General features: G+C 64.7%; 16 protein-coding genes. 2 read left to right on the plus strand and 14 right to left on the minus strand.

Features of this window, described 5'->3' with window-relative positions; all coding sequences use genetic code 11:
* Nucleotides 1–3 precede the first annotated feature (3 nt).
* From HHL13_RS13365 to HHL13_RS13390, 6 genes are all read right to left on the minus strand, one after another.
* Nucleotides 4–348 (minus strand): DUF736 domain-containing protein, encoded by a 345-nt coding sequence (locus HHL13_RS13365; protein WP_169556131.1) that lies wholly within the window; start codon nucleotides 346–348, stop codon nucleotides 4–6.
* Nucleotides 332–928, minus strand: coding sequence for a S26 family signal peptidase (locus tag HHL13_RS13370; RefSeq protein WP_169556132.1), 597 nt, complete (start codon nucleotides 926–928; stop codon nucleotides 332–334). Before HHL13_RS13370 ends, HHL13_RS13365 begins: the two co-directional genes overlap by 17 nt.
* Nucleotides 925–1,437, minus strand: a complete 513-nt coding sequence (locus tag HHL13_RS13375) for a DUF2840 domain-containing protein (RefSeq protein ID WP_346775556.1) — start codon at nucleotides 1,435–1,437, stop codon at nucleotides 925–927. Before HHL13_RS13375 ends, HHL13_RS13370 begins: the two co-directional genes overlap by 4 nt.
* Nucleotides 1,438–1,451: 14 nt before the next feature.
* Nucleotides 1,452–1,727, minus strand: coding sequence for a helix-turn-helix domain-containing protein (locus HHL13_RS13380; RefSeq protein ID WP_169556134.1), 276 nt, complete (start codon nucleotides 1,725–1,727; stop codon nucleotides 1,452–1,454).
* A gap of 121 nt (nucleotides 1,728–1,848) precedes the next feature.
* Nucleotides 1,849–2,580 carry a DUF2285 domain-containing protein gene (locus HHL13_RS13385; protein WP_169556135.1) on the minus strand — a complete coding sequence of 244 codons (732 nt, stop codon included), beginning with the start codon at nucleotides 2,578–2,580 and terminating at the stop codon, nucleotides 1,849–1,851.
* 194 nt (nucleotides 2,581–2,774) lie between these two features.
* Nucleotides 2,775–3,098 carry a DUF736 domain-containing protein gene (locus tag HHL13_RS13390; protein WP_169556136.1) on the minus strand — a complete coding sequence of 108 codons (324 nt, stop codon included), beginning with the start codon at nucleotides 3,096–3,098 and terminating at the stop codon, nucleotides 2,775–2,777.
* Nucleotides 3,099–3,765: 667 nt separating this feature from the next.
* On the opposite strand from HHL13_RS13390, the gene HHL13_RS13395 reads away from it, so the two are divergent.
* Entirely contained in the window at nucleotides 3,766–4,113 is a 348-nt protein-coding gene (locus HHL13_RS13395) for a hypothetical protein (RefSeq protein WP_169556137.1), read from the plus strand.
* 19 nt (nucleotides 4,114–4,132) lie between these two features.
* On the opposite strand, the gene HHL13_RS13400 is transcribed toward HHL13_RS13395, so the two are convergent.
* The 3 genes from HHL13_RS13400 to HHL13_RS13410 form a co-directional block, all read right to left on the minus strand.
* A complete protein-coding gene (locus HHL13_RS13400; protein ID WP_169556138.1) occupies nucleotides 4,133–4,300 on the minus strand; it encodes a hypothetical protein in 168 nt (55 codons plus the stop codon).
* A gap of 289 nt (nucleotides 4,301–4,589) precedes the next feature.
* The gene (locus tag HHL13_RS13405; RefSeq protein WP_169556139.1) at nucleotides 4,590–5,339 is read right to left on the minus strand and encodes an HAD-IIB family hydrolase; all 750 of its coding nucleotides are present in this window, start codon (nucleotides 5,337–5,339) and stop codon (nucleotides 4,590–4,592) included.
* 54 nt (nucleotides 5,340–5,393) lie between these two features.
* Nucleotides 5,394–5,891 (minus strand): MucR family transcriptional regulator, encoded by a 498-nt coding sequence (locus HHL13_RS13410; protein ID WP_169556140.1) that lies wholly within the window; start codon nucleotides 5,889–5,891, stop codon nucleotides 5,394–5,396.
* A gap of 64 nt (nucleotides 5,892–5,955) precedes the next feature.
* Here HHL13_RS13410 and HHL13_RS13415 point away from each other — a divergent pair, with 64 nt between their 5' ends.
* Entirely contained in the window at nucleotides 5,956–6,579 is a 624-nt protein-coding gene (locus HHL13_RS13415; protein WP_169556141.1) for a hypothetical protein, read from the plus strand.
* Nucleotides 6,580–6,583: 4 nt separating this feature from the next.
* Here HHL13_RS13415 and HHL13_RS13420 read toward each other — a convergent pair whose 3' ends face one another.
* From HHL13_RS13420 to HHL13_RS13440, 5 genes are all read right to left on the minus strand, one after another.
* A complete protein-coding gene (locus tag HHL13_RS13420) occupies nucleotides 6,584–11,134 on the minus strand; it encodes a hypothetical protein (RefSeq protein WP_169556142.1) in 4,551 nt (1,516 codons plus the stop codon).
* Between the two features lie 64 nt (nucleotides 11,135–11,198).
* Nucleotides 11,199–12,116 carry a HEPN domain-containing protein gene (locus tag HHL13_RS13425; RefSeq protein ID WP_169556143.1) on the minus strand — a complete coding sequence of 306 codons (918 nt, stop codon included), beginning with the start codon at nucleotides 12,114–12,116 and terminating at the stop codon, nucleotides 11,199–11,201.
* A 31-nt stretch (nucleotides 12,117–12,147) separates the two neighbouring features.
* Nucleotides 12,148–12,354, minus strand: a complete 207-nt coding sequence (locus HHL13_RS13430) for a sigma-70 family RNA polymerase sigma factor (protein WP_169556144.1) — start codon at nucleotides 12,352–12,354, stop codon at nucleotides 12,148–12,150.
* Between the two features lie 183 nt (nucleotides 12,355–12,537).
* On the minus strand, nucleotides 12,538–13,461 hold the full coding sequence (locus tag HHL13_RS13435; RefSeq protein ID WP_169556145.1) for a DUF2493 domain-containing protein: 924 nt from the start codon (nucleotides 13,459–13,461) through the stop codon (nucleotides 12,538–12,540).
* Between the two features lie 311 nt (nucleotides 13,462–13,772).
* On the minus strand, nucleotides 13,773–14,798 hold the full coding sequence (locus tag HHL13_RS13440) for a toprim domain-containing protein (RefSeq protein WP_169556146.1): 1,026 nt from the start codon (nucleotides 14,796–14,798) through the stop codon (nucleotides 13,773–13,775).
* Between the last annotated feature and the right edge of the window lie 2 nt (nucleotides 14,799–14,800).

Here is a 14,800-nt window from a genome sequence, read left to right on the forward strand (position 1 = left end):
GCATCACTGCTGCTCGGTCTCGCGGCGGCGCTGGTTGCGCTGCCAGAAGAGCAGGTGCCGCTCTCCTTCGACCGCCGGGCGGAAGAGGTTCGCGCGGATCGGACGGGGAAAGATGGGATCGTCGATGACGATCGCAACATAGGGTCCGGCCTTCTCGCCGGTACGCTTCCAGCCGGCGCCGACCTCCGGCCCGTCGCCATTTTCGCCGACATGAACGCGGTAGTCGGGTGCGTTCCTGGTATCGCTCCGTGTCGCGGGAACGATCGTCAGGGCGGCCCCCACCGCGAGGGTCTCGAGGCGTCCGGCAAAGCCGTCGCCGGCGATAGTGAATTCACCGATGTTGATCATGAGACTCTCCTTGGGGCTTGGGTACGGAAGAGGATTCGTGCGCCGCAGGCGCGCTCGGCGGCACGGTTTCGCCGCGTCCGGGAAGCCAAAGAGGCGTCAGAATTGCGACGATTCCGCGCGCAGGAACCGGGCCGAAATAGCGCCCGTCGAAGCTGTCAGGGGATCCGGGATTGAGCAGAAAAACTTCACCTTGCCGCAGCCTGCGGCATCCGCTCCAGGACGGCAGTGGCCTCCCCATGCGGTCGCGGGGCCGGACCTCGGCGACAGGTGTGCCGTCGATCGTGACGGTCAGGCCGGTGCGGCAAACAGTCTGCCCTGCCACGCCCAGGACGTGCTTGAGCATGGGCACGCGCAGCGGCAGATAGCCGCGCGCCGCCATCAGCTGAGCGATAGGCGTCGGCGCATGCGCCGCGACCAGATCGCCACGCTTCACGCTTTCGGACGGGCGTGCCGCGTAGAGGCCGATCGGCACGCTGGCGCTGGCGTTCCAGACGAGACGCGGCACCGGCCGGACCAACGCCGGGATCACCACCGCGCCGATCGCGCAATAGCCCGTGAGCAGAATGCCGAATCGCTTCATGCACCGATCTCCCGGCGCAGGAGCCAGGCGCGGTGGCGCGCCAGCGAATAGGCGCGCGGGCGGTAGCCGGCGATCAGTCGGTTGTGGGCATGGCGCCAATAATCCGGCGCGACCACGCAGGGATCAACCCCGAGATTCTCGATGGCGTCGATCAATGCGAGCGCCTGGCGGACCTTCGGCCAGCCGCCGAGATGGAGCAGCAATTCGCCGCCGGGCGCGACACAGGGCAATGTCGTATAGGCCTCACCCGGTCCGACGGTGCGAACAACATCGAGCCTGGAGAGCAACGTGCCATAGTCGTTCGACGCCCAGCGGACGAACGCGAACACGCTGTTCGCGGCGAAGGAAAGCAGGCGCCGCCGCCGGTCGAGAATCTGGTCGTGAAGCGGCGTCCCGAAGCGAATCCAGCGCTCGGTTGCCTGTTCGACCCAGGTCAGTTCGACCGTGGTTATCCCCGTTGGGGGAGAGCCATCTGCGCGTAGGGGGATAGCCGGAACGGGTTCGGCCACGGTTGCTGAGCCGCTCATCGCCGCACCGGACCCTTGCGGTCTAAGATGCTCGGATCGATGCGCTTGGCAGGATGGACAGTGCCGGTACCGCTGTCCGACGTGGACCGTCGGACGCCCTGGTCCGCCCAGCTGATGAGGTCGTCGACCGAATAGACGATGCGCCCGCCGAGCTTGCGATAAACGGGGCCGGTTCCATAGCAGCGATGCTTCTCGAGGGTGCGCGCGGAGAGGCCCAGCAACAAGGCGGCATCGGGCGTTCTAAGCAGCCGCTGGGTCGTCTCACCTGTCATCCAAGCTCTCCGGGCGTTGGCCCGGCAAGCGCGGCGGGCCCGTTCCAATCACGGGCATCCAATGGCGGCAGATGGCGAGGCCAAGGGAGCGGTGGAAATCGCACCCCGGCAAATGTCGCCCCTAGCCGCGCAGCAGATCGCGATACCCCGACACGGCGAGGCCGCGCGCCTCGTCGACGAGGCGCTGGACGCGGCGGCGCTCGCTCATTGCTTTCCACGCGACCGCATCGGTTCCAGCGAGCCAGGGATAGACGATCTGCGTGCCGATCTCGCGATTGCTGGCGCCCAGAAGCGATGCGTCGAGCACCCGCAGCAGCAGCGCGAGGCGCTGCCGCTGCAAGACGCTGGGGCGCAGCGTGCCCAACGCATCCGCGGTGCTCAGACCCAAGAACATGCGCCGTGCCGCGTCGCAGGCGGCCGCGCCGAGCGCATTTGCGACCGGCGGCAGGAGGATCGCCAAGGCCCCGCGACGACCGTCCACGAGCCGAAAGCGATGCCGAACGCCGGCGATGTCGAAGACGAGATAATGGTCGCCGGCCAGGTCGAACTCACCGATTATGGCAATGACGGGCAGTGTCGCCGCCCAGGCGAAATTGCCCGGCGCGGCGATCAGCGATACGATCTGCGCGGCACAATCCGCGCGCCAGATCGCAGGCGCCGTGCGCACCGTCCGATCGGGATCGAACAAGCGTACTAGGCCCCAACGCCGCGCCTCGGCCAGCGCTTCCGCGGCCGACACATCACCATGAAGCGCCGCCCAGGCGACGCGATAGGCGGTGTTTCGTCGCAGGAATTCCTGCGCGAAATCGGCGCGGTCGTGCTTCGCGAAGCCGAAGGCGGCAATTTCCGGCAAGGGCGAGCGAGTGGCGACGGTTTAAGCTCCGGCTCGGGACTATTCCCGCCGCCAGAGCGCCATTTCGCCCGTTCGCTTCGAAGTCCCGGCGGCGCGGGAACGCTCCATCCCGGAGGGGACAAGCCGCGCACATCCGCGTGAACCGGACACGCGAAAGGCGCCCCACCGTTGCCGGTGGGGCGCCTTGGCCTCGATCAGTCGTTGCTGGAGCGCCGCGGGCGCGACCAGATCAGGCTCGAAGTGTCGCCGCTCTCGTCGTCGAAGAGGTTCGCGAAGATGGGCTGCGCGAAGCTGGGATCGTCGAGCTTGACCGAGAGATAGGGACGCTGCTCGGCCGAGGTCTTGGCCCAGGCGGCGCCGATCTCCGCGCGGCCGACATAGACCCGGTGGGTGGGCGCGTTGTCGTTCGCGCTGGCGGGTTCCGGAACGATCCGGACGCCCTTGGCCTGGACGCTGAGGGTCACGATCGAGCCCTGATATTCCTCGCCGACTTTCTTGAAGCTGCCGATGTTCGCCATTGTCTTATCCTCAATTCATCAAGACCGCCCCATGCGGCCTCGATGGCGTCAAAAGGACGGGTGCGAATGACGCCGCAGCTCTGCCCGCAGCGAAGCGGAGGACTGCCAAAGCGGGCTTTCTTGCCTCGCGAGGAATGGGCGCAGCCCAGGGGAAGAAAGTTCGTGACGCAGTTGCGGCCGGTCAGACGAGGCGAAGCCGTTATCCGTCCATACAGCCATCACCGAGGCCTTGGGAGCGACTTGCAAGCTGAGGAGGACAGTGGCGAGAACATGGATTGATAAAGAGGCGGCGTGATATCTCAGGGTCCGCGACCCTGCCTCCGGACCAAACTTCGGACCGACCTGAACCTCCCCGCAGAACGACACGGCCATCCGTATCGGGCAGCCTCGGCCGCGCGCATCGGCGCCGTGGTCGAACCTGCCGTAAAGCACGAATTCGAGAGTCAGCCGATACCGCTCGGCCCCCCCATATCGCTCCCTGCAGTGACGAGATCGGCAACCCATGCCGCAGGTTGCCCGTCCGGCACCCGATGCCATTGTTCGAGGCCCAGGCGCCCGCCGCCCCGGCGGGCGCCGCTCGCGGCGCTGCCACGCGGCAACGGACGAAGTTGGAATTCAGGAAGCGATGTTCTATATTCGTTCCCACGAATCGAAACGGGAATAAGAAGTGGCTGGCGTAAACAAGGCGATCCAAAGCGATCGCGCCCTCAGCGAAAGCGAAGCGGACTATTCGAAGCGGCTGTTCGATGCCGTGCTCGACGCGGTGATCAACCTCAACGCGGTACCCGGCACCGAAGGCGGCTATGTCAGCCCCGATATCGTCCGGATCGCGTTGACCGATGTGATGGTGGCGGTCGACCTCAATTGCGGGCTTGGCCGCGTGCCGAGCGAGCGTCGCAAGACCGGCGAGTATATCGGCTCGCGCTATGCGAAGCTCCTTAAGGATTTCATCGAGAATCCCGAATGCGCATGGACGCCAGCCATGCAGGTCAGCCGCGAGGATACGCTCAACTAGGCCGGCGGGTCGCGCGCCGTCAGCGCGCGAAGGGATCGTATTCGCGAACGATCAGCGACGGATCTCCGTCGAACTCACGTTCTTCGGCAACGCCGAAATTGCCGCCTTCGATGCGGAACACGACGACAATGGTCATCAACGTCCGTGCGAGGTTCCAGGCGTTCCGTTGTGCGAGGGTGAGCGGCATCTCGAAGCTCCTGTCCGGGGAGCGGGGACCGCCCCCGCTCGACAGGCGCCCGAAGTGTCCGGCGCACGGCCGCAATCACCGCGAAGACGAAGGCGCAGCGGCCGCATGCAAGGCATAGCGGACCCTTTACGGGTTGATGGCGTCAGGCCGTGGGCCGGGCCAAGGAAGTGCCTCCAAGAGCGGGGGCGGTTCCCGCGCGCTACGCAAAGGACGATGCCGCTCGGCCTCTCTCAAGCTGCCGTTGGTCGGCCGCAGAGCCGTCCGAACACGCTAACATGTCGCATCTGCCCTAGCCTTTGAGGCAGGCGATGATCCCGGTCACGACCGTCACGGTTTCGGCAACATCACGCACTTTCACGGTATCCATTCCGAGTGTGAATGCCGGATAGTCGTTGCCGCCGGGGTAGATGGCATCCCCGAGGAAGAGGATCTGCTCGAGCGGGATTGCGCTTTCCTCGCTCAACCGCCGCAGGCCATAGGCCTTGTCGACCCCCTTGCGTGTCACGTCGATCGAGGTCGTCCCACCCAGGTTGATCGACAGATCTGGCAAGGCAGCGCGGAGCGTCGTTTGCAGCGCGGTGCGCTTTGACCGGTCCGGATCCCACGCCTCCTTGGCGTCCAGGGGCGCGCTTTGCCCCAGTCCGGAAAAGGTGATCTGGCTGCCGCGATCTTCAATCCGCTCGCCCCAGATGCGCTCATTTTCAAGACCGGCATCGGCAAGCGCACGATCGAATGCGGCGAGAATCGCCGCGCGCTCATCCGCACCGAACAGCTCGGCATACCGCTGCTGCCAGGCCCCACCGGCAAACCGGAAGAGCTTGGTACCGGTGGTCGGCATCAGCCAAAGCCGGTCGAGCGCGGTGCCCGGCGGCAACCTCGAAGCGATCTGCTTCTCGAATTGCGGCCAGTCCCCGCCAGAGATGATCGCGGCGTCCGCAACCGCCAGCAGCCCAGAAAGCAACGCGGCGACTTCGTCCGACAAGGGCTGCTTGCTCTCGGCGAGGGTACCATCCAGATCGAAGGCGATCAGCTTCTTCACCGGACCTGGCATCCTGCCTCGCACATAATTTCACTCAGCTCGCAGCATCGCCGATCAGCTCTGCTTGGCGCGCCGAGGCGCAGGTTTCGCAGCATCCGCGGCTCCGGTGCCTCGGCCGCCACGCCCCTTGGCGCCCAACCCGATCTTCTTGGCCATCGCGCGGCGCTGCTCGGAATAGCTGGGAGCGACCATCGGATAATCAGCTTTGAGGTTGTAGCGCTCGCGATACTGCTCGGGCGACAGGCCATGGCCTGAGAGATGCCGACGTAGCGTCTTGTACGGCTTGCCGTCGATCAGCGAGATGATGTGATCCTTAGACGCCAATGATTTGCGTACCGTGACGGCGGGCGTGAAATCCTGTTGGTCGGGCGCTTCCTCGGCATTTTCAACAGGTGCACTGGCGCTGCCGGAAAGCTCGGTGATCGTCGCGTGCATGGTGCGCAAGAAGGTCGGCACTTCTTCGGCCGTGCACCGGTTGTTCTGGTTTCCGAGCCAGGCGATGGTGAGTTCGGCCGCGAGTTCAACCGGGTTCAAACTGTTCTCGTCCGACATTGGATACACTCCATGGATTATTCAGCGACTCGCGCCACGTTGCCGCTCCTTTGCGTCTGCGACAATGAATAGTCTCGAAAGAAGTGCCGAACGAACCGCCTGCACTCATTTCCTTTCGCATCCTCACCTATTCTCAACGGGCTTTGGCTACGCTGGGGATATGAATGCGCAGACCCAGAATCTCAAAGGCCTGCCGCTGCTGGATTTTGACGCAGCATGCTCGCGGCTGAACCAATGGCGCGGTCAGATGATCGAGAATTTCGCGCGATGCGAGCAGGCGGTGACCGAGGCGCTCGCAGCGCTCAACGGAAACGGGATCGAAGTGAAAGGCGCCAAGCTTCCGCATCTCGTCGGCCAGCGGTATGAGCGGTTGGCGGCCATCCTGTCATCCGTTGAAATGCAATCCGGTCACCGCAAAAATGCGCTTTCCTCGATCAATCAGTTTCGAACCCACGATGCCATGCGGGCCATGCTTTGCCACGGCGTGACGAAGATTGCAGTCGACCGCGCTGGCGAATGGGTCGCCCTCATGACATTGATCAGCTTCAAGTCCGGAAGCACGACAACGACCAAACTGACGCTGCAGGAAGGCGAATCGGGGCCGTTGCTAGAGCAGATCGTCGATCAGCGCCGTCGGGTCTGCACCGCCCTCGGGCAGGTGCGGCGCGAGCTGAAGCAGCTGGCATAATCGTTCAGCGCTTCTTGTCTGCTTTCCTGGCCTCATCCTCGATCGCTTTGCTCCGGCGATCCCGGAGATTACGCGCCTCCAGCAGAAATTCGACCGGACTGTCACTGATGAATGGCTGCAAGCTGGTCGGATCGTCACGATTCCAGAGCAAATGCGGATCGACAAGGTCGAACACGGTTTGCAACCGCGCCCAGCGCAGCGGCTTGCTTGATTCAGCCATCGCCGCAAGATGACCCTTCGCAGCTGCTTCCAGCACGCGGCGCCGGACCGATTCATGCGCGTCATCGCGCAAATGTCCGTCGTCAGTATTGGCGAAATCGGCGAGCCAGGCGATGTCGATATCTGGTGGCACCCAGCCGGCGAGGCGGGTGCCGGCACGCTGTTCATCCTCTGAGCCGAGAATGAGCGTCGATGCGACCTCCGCCAGTCGCGCGCCGCCAAGGTGCGAACGCAAGCGCTGCGAGATCGCCAGCTCGATCGACGGCAGGGCCTTGGCAAGCTGGGGCACCAGCACCGCGACCGCGCTCTCCAAATTGCTGCGCAGCATCAGTTCGATCGCGTCGGTGGACCGGTGCCGCGCGTACAGGCGGGATGCGGCAAAAAACGCTTCAGCGGGGTCTGTTTCCAACAGATAGAAGATGCCGCCCACGGGTCGGCTCGCGAAGCTGTCGGGGCCACGATAGGCGGCACGGAGCAACTCGACATGCGACCGCTCGTCGCCATGGGCGGCAAGCAGGCGAAGATCTTCGCTTTCGATGAGCAGATGGCCCCCCTCGCGCGATCGAAGCAGAAAGCGAACGACCGCTTCTCGGCTGTCGGCATGCTCTTGAAGCGGCGCCAGATATGAATGCCGCGATGTAGACCAGGTCCCGAGGTCCAGGCCCTCGAGCCATTCGCAGACCGCTGTGCGAGCTTCCGCGTCGCCGACATAGGCCAGATAGGAAGCGACGAACTGGGCATTGTCGTCCGCCGTCCCGTGCATGATCTCCCGTGCGAGCGGCAGAAGTGCGGGGGTGTAGACGTCGAGCGCCTTGAAGGTGGCAATCACGGTATGACGGATCGCGGCCGTCGTCGCCGGATCCAGATATACCTGGATCAGCGCGTTCGCCTCTTCGGGCTTTGCGAGGAGCCCGGCGAGGCCCGCCGCGGTCTCATTGGACACGGGCGAACCGTCCGCCACCAATTCCTCGACGCGAAGGCGCAACGACTCCGTCTCTCGCCCTTCCGCGCTGCGCATTTCCGCGGCATTGACATAGACCGGGCTTCCCGCCCGGATCATCTCCTCGAGCAACGCATCCGCGCGATGGATCGCCAGCGCTTCCATCACCACGACTTGCCGATAGGTGTCGTCGGTTCTCGGCTCGACGGCCTCCATGAGCGCGGCGCGCACCGTCGGGCTTTCGTCCCACCGGGCAGCGAGCACTCCGTCTTCCCGGCCGAACCGGTCTTCGCGCGCCAGCTCGGCCGAGACGAGGTCGGCGTACCCCGTGCCGCCGATCATCGCCAAGACGCGCTCGAACTGGTTTCCTTCCGTATCTCTGACGCGTGAAGTGCGCCCCGAGCGATTGATCGCAAAGCGAGTCAGTTCGACCTCAAACGGCAATCCCGCCCGTTCGCGAAGCGCATCGAATTGCCACGGGTGAGGCAATTCGCACAGAAAGCGAATGGGATGGCGCACGCCGATTTCGGGATCCTCGTCATCAACCGCCGCTTGGTTGAGGATCACCAGATCTTCTGTGAGGCGGTCGAGAATCCAGTCGAGCGTGCGGCGATCGACCAGTTCAGGATGGTGACCGTAGAACAGGACAAGCTCGGTAAGCGGCTTGTCGCCTTTGCCGACATGCTCAAGCACCGCATCGGCCAGCTGGTCGGGATCGTGGCGGGCGAGGTCCTCGATCCACCAGTCCGCCGCGCTCCAGCCGTGCTTTCCGGTCCTCGCGCGCAACTGCCGAAGGGCGGCTTCCGGATCGAGGCGAGCGCGTGCTCTCATGACGCGATCGGACATCCAGTCGTCGCGGCTCAGCGGGACACGGTCGAGCAACTCGCTGTGCACAGCTCCGCCGAACTGATGCATGATCTGCAGCAGCGCCTTGCTATCAGCGGGCAGTAGCGCGAGCAGCCGGTCCTGGTTCGCTTCCCACATCCTGCGCGCATTGCTCCCGGCAATGCAGCGCTTGTCGTTAAGGCACCACAGAAGCTGTTCAAGTGCGACGATGTCCGTCGCTTCCGCCAGTGCGCACGCGAGCCAATCCGGGGCGGCGCTTACCGCTGTCTTCAGCGCGTCGATGCTCAGATCGTAGCGGGAGCTGATCTGGCCGAACTGCTTGGCCGGCTGACGCTCGCGTTGATAAAGGTCGAGCGCCGCCGCGCGCTCGACCTGCAGCGCAAGGAACTGGTCGAGGTGTGTTGGCAAGGGCACGGCACGGGCTACCTTCAGCGCGACGGTCACGCCCGGCTCGCCACCACTGAGCAGCCGTCCGACCGACTCCGCGAGGCTCGGGCGAGAGGTTTCACCCGCCTCGACGATGGCCACGGGCAAATGATGCGGAATGTCCCAATGCGCGTTGGGGTCATAGTCTCGTACGGCGAGCGCCTCTAGCGCCGGCAGCAATGCTGGCCCGACGGTTCCGACAGCCTTCCAACGATCTTCGCGCCGCCATTCCTGCGGTTCGTCCCGCACATTGGCGAAGATCAGGTCTGCAACGAAATCGGCCGGCGCGCGAGGCAGCAGCAACCAGACCAGATCGTGGAAGACATAGCCAAGCCGCCGACCAAGTGCAGCGCCCGAGGCGCTGGTGATGCCCCCCAAGGTGTCGAGGACAGAATCGGTCCGCTCGACGTCCCAGCGATTATCGAGGATCTCCCCCGCGAGATATTCGGCGACTGCCCAGTTTAGCATGCGATCCGATGCGAAGCGGAACTGGTCCGTCTCGGCCCGTTGCAAAAGCCCGACAGCTTCGAGCCGTCGGATCGCATCTTCATCAAGACCGACAGCCTGAAGCTGGCGCGGACGCCAGGGATATTCGGGGGTGCTGGTGCAGAGCGTGCCGGCGAGCGCAGTCAGCCGGGACCGATCGAACGGATGGTCATACTGGTCCCGGGCCTGACCGGTCGCTTCGCGCCAATAGGATTGGAAGAGCTCATATTCAGTGACGCCGACCCAGCTCTCGCGTTCTGGAAGGCGCAGGAATATCTTGGCATGGATCGGCTTGAGCAACAGCTCGAAGACATCGTCCGGCATGGTTTCAAGTGGCGCTGCACGACCGTGCGTTTCGAGGTACCGCCGCAACTCGGAGCTGGTAAAATTGTCGATCGGAACGATGTGGGCGGCGGGCGCCACCTCGGTGACGATGCGCGTAATCCGGGGCTGCGACGAGATGACCAAGTGGATGCCGAGCGTCCGCCAGTCGGTTCGCGCAAGCTCACGCGCGACGGTCCTGTCCTGAACGTCGTCCACATAGATCGTAAGCCACGGCAGGCCTGTCCCGTCCGCGCGCCATAGCGTGCGCGCGATAACCGGCAGCGACGAGCGGTCACGAAACGCGGGCAGCCAGAGGCTATCGTTGACTGCATCCTCAACGTCCTGCGCGCGGATCGGCGACGGGACGAGAATGGCCGCTTGCCCCCGGTCGAGCTGCGCGAGCGCAGCCTGGCAAAGCGACCATGTCTTACCCTGACCGGATTCGCCTGAAAGCACGGTGATCTCAGCCTGAGCGACAAGCGGGTCGAGGCGCGCCTGCGCTTCGGGACGATAGCCCAGCGCGTTGCTCGCATGTTGGACCTGACGAAGCGCCAGTCGAGGCAGCGTCTGGAAGTGGGCGAGCCTCGACATGGCGTCGCGGTCGATCAAGTTGAGAAACTTGGTGATGTCGAGCGGCTGGCCTGCGGTGGCAGCATCGGCCAGCCGCGACATCAATTCATGCCTTTTGTCTTCGGGCGACTGGGCAGGAGCCAACATGGGCGTCAGCAGCGCCTCGACTTCGCTCTCGGACTGATGGCTGTCGATGACCTCCAGCGCCAGGGTATCGAGCACGTGCAATAGCCGTACGTCGCTGATCTCCCGCCCGGCGCTTGCAGCCAGGGCATCGAGAAACTCGGAGCCGGTGAGCTGCTTGCGGGCCCAACGAAAACGTCCGGTCCCTTCGCCACCGGACTGCCGCCATGCGAGAAACTGGCGAAGCGGAGCGAGGCCATCGGGATTGTCGGTAACGAAGCGAAATCGCTGGCGGGCGCCGAGAATTGCCGCGTCGATCAGATCCGGGAGCACATCCGCCGCAATGCCTCCGGTCGTCCATGGCCTGCCGCGCCGGATCTTGATCTGCTCGATGACCGAGTAATCTGGCAGGTTCAGGCTGACGTCGCCCCCCGCCGCCGGTTCAAGCGTAAGGATCATCCCCGACATCTGGCCGCTGGGGGACGCGAACCGTGCGGTCGCTTGCATCCCCAATTGAAGGCTGCGCAGAATCTGGAACAGGAAGCCAGCAATGGCGCGCCGGCCACCGGCGGCACGGACGCCCGGCGGCTCCGCCGGCGTGCCGGTGACGATCGCGGTCATGCGGCCGCGAGGTTCAGGGGATGGCTGCCGATATCAAGCGAGGCTTGCCCGACCTGCACGCCAGTCACGCGTCGGCGGCAGCGCGAAGTTCGCCGAGCCGCTCAAGGCAGAGTTGCTCGACGATATCGCGCAGCCGCTTCACGGAAGCGGCGAGCGCGTCCAGATCGTCCGTGCCGATCTCGTAGCTCGGCGAGTAGCGAGCCTCGACATAGGCGCGCTTGAGCAGCTCGAAGCGACGGCGATCGAGACGGGTGTCGCGGGGCCAAGCGTTGATAAGCCGCGGCTCCTTGTCCTCCGCCAACGAACGCAAGAATTTGATATTGTGGGAGCGAGGGAAGTAGAGCGTGCGCACCAATAGAAAGCACGCGTAGGCGGTCTCGGTCGCCTGATGCAGATTGAATACGGCCTTGTTCCGCCAGTCGCGATCTGACCCTTCGGTCGTGGCCAACTCGGCCATCCGGAGCCAATTGGCCATCGATAGGCTCTCGGCTTCGAAGTATCGCTCTGCCATCGCAACCGCGTCAGCGGCGGTCAGCGGCTTAGGCGCCGCGAGCGCATGGTTCGGTAGATCGTACAGCACCACGCCATCCCGAACGATATCGACCCAGAAATACTCACCGCGCTGGAGAGCCTGGTTCACCTCGTTGAGCGTGTGGACGATGACGTTGACCGGGCGCCGCACGGCCGGATCGTGGAGGATCTTGTCCTCCGCGATATACCAGTAGGCGGCGATATCGGTCAGGTCCTCATGGCTGACGATAACCAGCAAGTCGAAGTCGGACTGATAGCCGTTGTCCGGCTCATCGACCCAATCGTCACGCGCATAGCTGCCGAACAGAATGATCTTGAGAATCTTGCCGTTCTTCTTCCACGGCTGGGTCGAAGTGGAGATGGCCTGCGCGAATTCCGCCATCAGCGTGTCGCGCACGCGCGCCAGCTCTGCCTGCTGGACGTCCGGGAGGTGGTCGAGATCGACGCGCATTGTCATTTCCTAGCTGTGGCGGGCCGTTTCCTCAATGTTCCTGCTCGTCATTCGGAAATTCCATCAGGTGGACCATGGCGGAGGCGAGGCGTTGTTCGACTTCGGCGACGGTGATGTCGAGCTCTGCTGCGATCTCGAAAAAGTCGAGGTCGCGGTAGCGGGCACGGTGAAACACCTGCCATTCTGGGTCGGGCATCGCGTCGATGGCGCGACGTAGCCTGCGAAGTTTGCGGTTCATGATCATTCTCCATCGCATGTCGGCTGAAGCCGGGGGAGAGACGGTGCGGGTCCGCGACAGGAGGCGCGGCGCATCCGCAGGGCCGGAACGAAGTGAAGGACGTGGGCCGAGGCCCGCGTTGCGGCACGCCGGCGCGGGCCCAGGCCCGGCTCGCCCGGCTTTGGCCGATTTTGGAGGCGGCGATCATCGCTTCCGGTGATCGATGATCGCGATGCCTGCGCTGCGTGCCTTGTCGAACAGATTGTCCTGGATGCCGCCACCGGGGAAGATGATGATGCCGCGCGGCATCAGGCCGATGACGTGGTCGTTGCGCTTGAACGGTGCGGATCCACGGCTGTGTTTTGCGAAATCGGGTGCGATCGGGACTTGCTGCACCTTGCGCTCGCGGGCCCAAAGAGCTGCGATATGCTCGGTACCGGTGCGCGAGGCGCCGTGGAGGAGCACCATGCCGGGGTGGCGACCATGGACCTGGTCGAGCACCTGCCAGATCGTGCGATGGTCCGAATAGTCTGCGCCGCCGCTGACATAGATGCGCTCACCGGGAGGGACGAGGAGCTTCGCGTCGGCATGTCGCCGGTCGTTGACGAACTCGCGGCTCTCGATCACCGCGGCAGTCATTGCCCGCCGGTTGAGCATCGAACCGGACTTGGGCAGCCATGGCTTGCGCAGATAGTGCCGGAACTGCTCGGCGAATGCCTCGCGAAAGGCTTCCATCGCATCGCGGCGCTCGATCATCGACCGGCCCTCGGCGATCAGTCTCTCGAGTTCGACCGACATGACTTCCGAACCGTCCTGCCCGCGCTGGGAGCGCTTCTGCGCCAGCTCGTTGGAGTCCAGTTGATGGTCGACGCGCTCGGTCGCGCGGTGGAAGACATTTGTGAAACCCCAGAGTAATTCCTCCAGCTCGGGCTCGAGGCGTGTGTCGGCGAGGCTTGCCGCCATCGCATCGAACGTGTCGGCCGCCGCCGCCTCGACCAAGCGCCCTTCGGGAAGCGGTCTCGGATCCAGCTCGTCGTCGAACGGCCGCCGGCCGAACAACTGCAGCTCCTCCAGCAAATGGGCGAACTGCGATCCGCCTTCGCTCGTCATGTCGTGAATATCGTCCATCCGAACTACTCCAAGCTGGGGCCGCGTCCTTGCGGCCTTCCTGGCGACAAGAGGCGGCGGCGCCCGCGACCGCGCACGGCCGAGCGAAGCGGCCGGCGAAGCCGGCGGGCGCCGAAGCGAAAGCGGAGGACCCGGGAGCGCGGCTATTTTGCTTCGCGATGCAAAGCGGGCACTTAGCCCGCGGCGGAAAATAGCCGCGCGGACGGGTTGCACTGACGCGGGCGATGCCGACCCGTCGCCCTCTGGGAAGGCGCATGGCGCGGACTCTCCTCAGCGGAGCGACGGAGGCGATGCGTCGCGACCATGGCGTATCAGGGCCGGTCTTCGGGCCGCACCTGCGCGAGGAGATTGGCGCGCAACGCATCGAGGCCGATCGTACGCAGGTCCGTGTTGAGGTCGCCGAGCTGGGAGTCGAGGGGGCGGACGTCGATCCCGAACTGCCTGGCGCGGCGCGTCAGCGTGGCAAATGCCTTGCATCCGGCGGCATCGGCTTCACGGGCAACATATAGCCGGCGGAGCGACGGCGGTAACACGAGAGCAGCAAGGTGCGCCGAGGAGAGCGCCGCGATCGACGGCAGCGTCGGGACCGCGGCATAGATCGAAAGTGTAGACTCGATACCTTCGCCTGCGGCCATGACCGGAGCGGCGATGCCAAAGCGGACACCATGGCCGAGCAGATGACCCATCGCGCGACGCGGAAAAGCGACGGGGGCTTTGTCGGAGCCGTCCGGAGTCAGCCAGGTGCGATGCGCACCGGTGACGTTGCCGGCGATGTCGGTTACGGCGGCAACCATGGCCGGCATGGCGGACGGAACATCGCCGCGATCGTCAAGCGAGCGACGATACCAGCAGCGTGGGTGGAAATGCAGGACATCCAGTCCGGGCAATGGCGGAATGCCGCGACCGCGCAGATAGGTTTCCACCTGCGTGCCGGCGATGGACTTGCAGATCGCCAGCAGGCGCCGAGCTGCTCCAGGCGATCCAGTCGAAATGTCGCGGGTCGCCTTCATGCCGGCGGAGACCGGAGGGTCGGGAAGGCTGAGAAAGCGCCGCGCCTCGGCCAAGGCTTCAGCGAGCGTTCCGGTCAGCGTCGATGCGCGGATGATGTCGAGCAGGTCGCCATGTTCGCCCGACTCCGCGTCGGTCCATTTGCCTGCTCGACCGGCTCCGCCAGGGCTATCGCGAAGGCGAACATAGAGGCTGCGGCCCGGCGTGTTGCGAACATCGCCGACCTGCCAGTAATTGCCTTCGCGTCGTCCGTTGGAGAGATAGCGCCGGCATAACCGTTCGGCTTGGCCGGCCAGATCGCGCGCTATCGCGCTCGCAGGATGCTCCATCG

Source organism: Sphingomonas sp. G-3-2-10, assembly GCF_012927115.1.
In the GTDB taxonomy this organism is placed as follows: domain Bacteria; phylum Pseudomonadota; class Alphaproteobacteria; order Sphingomonadales; family Sphingomonadaceae; genus Sphingomonas.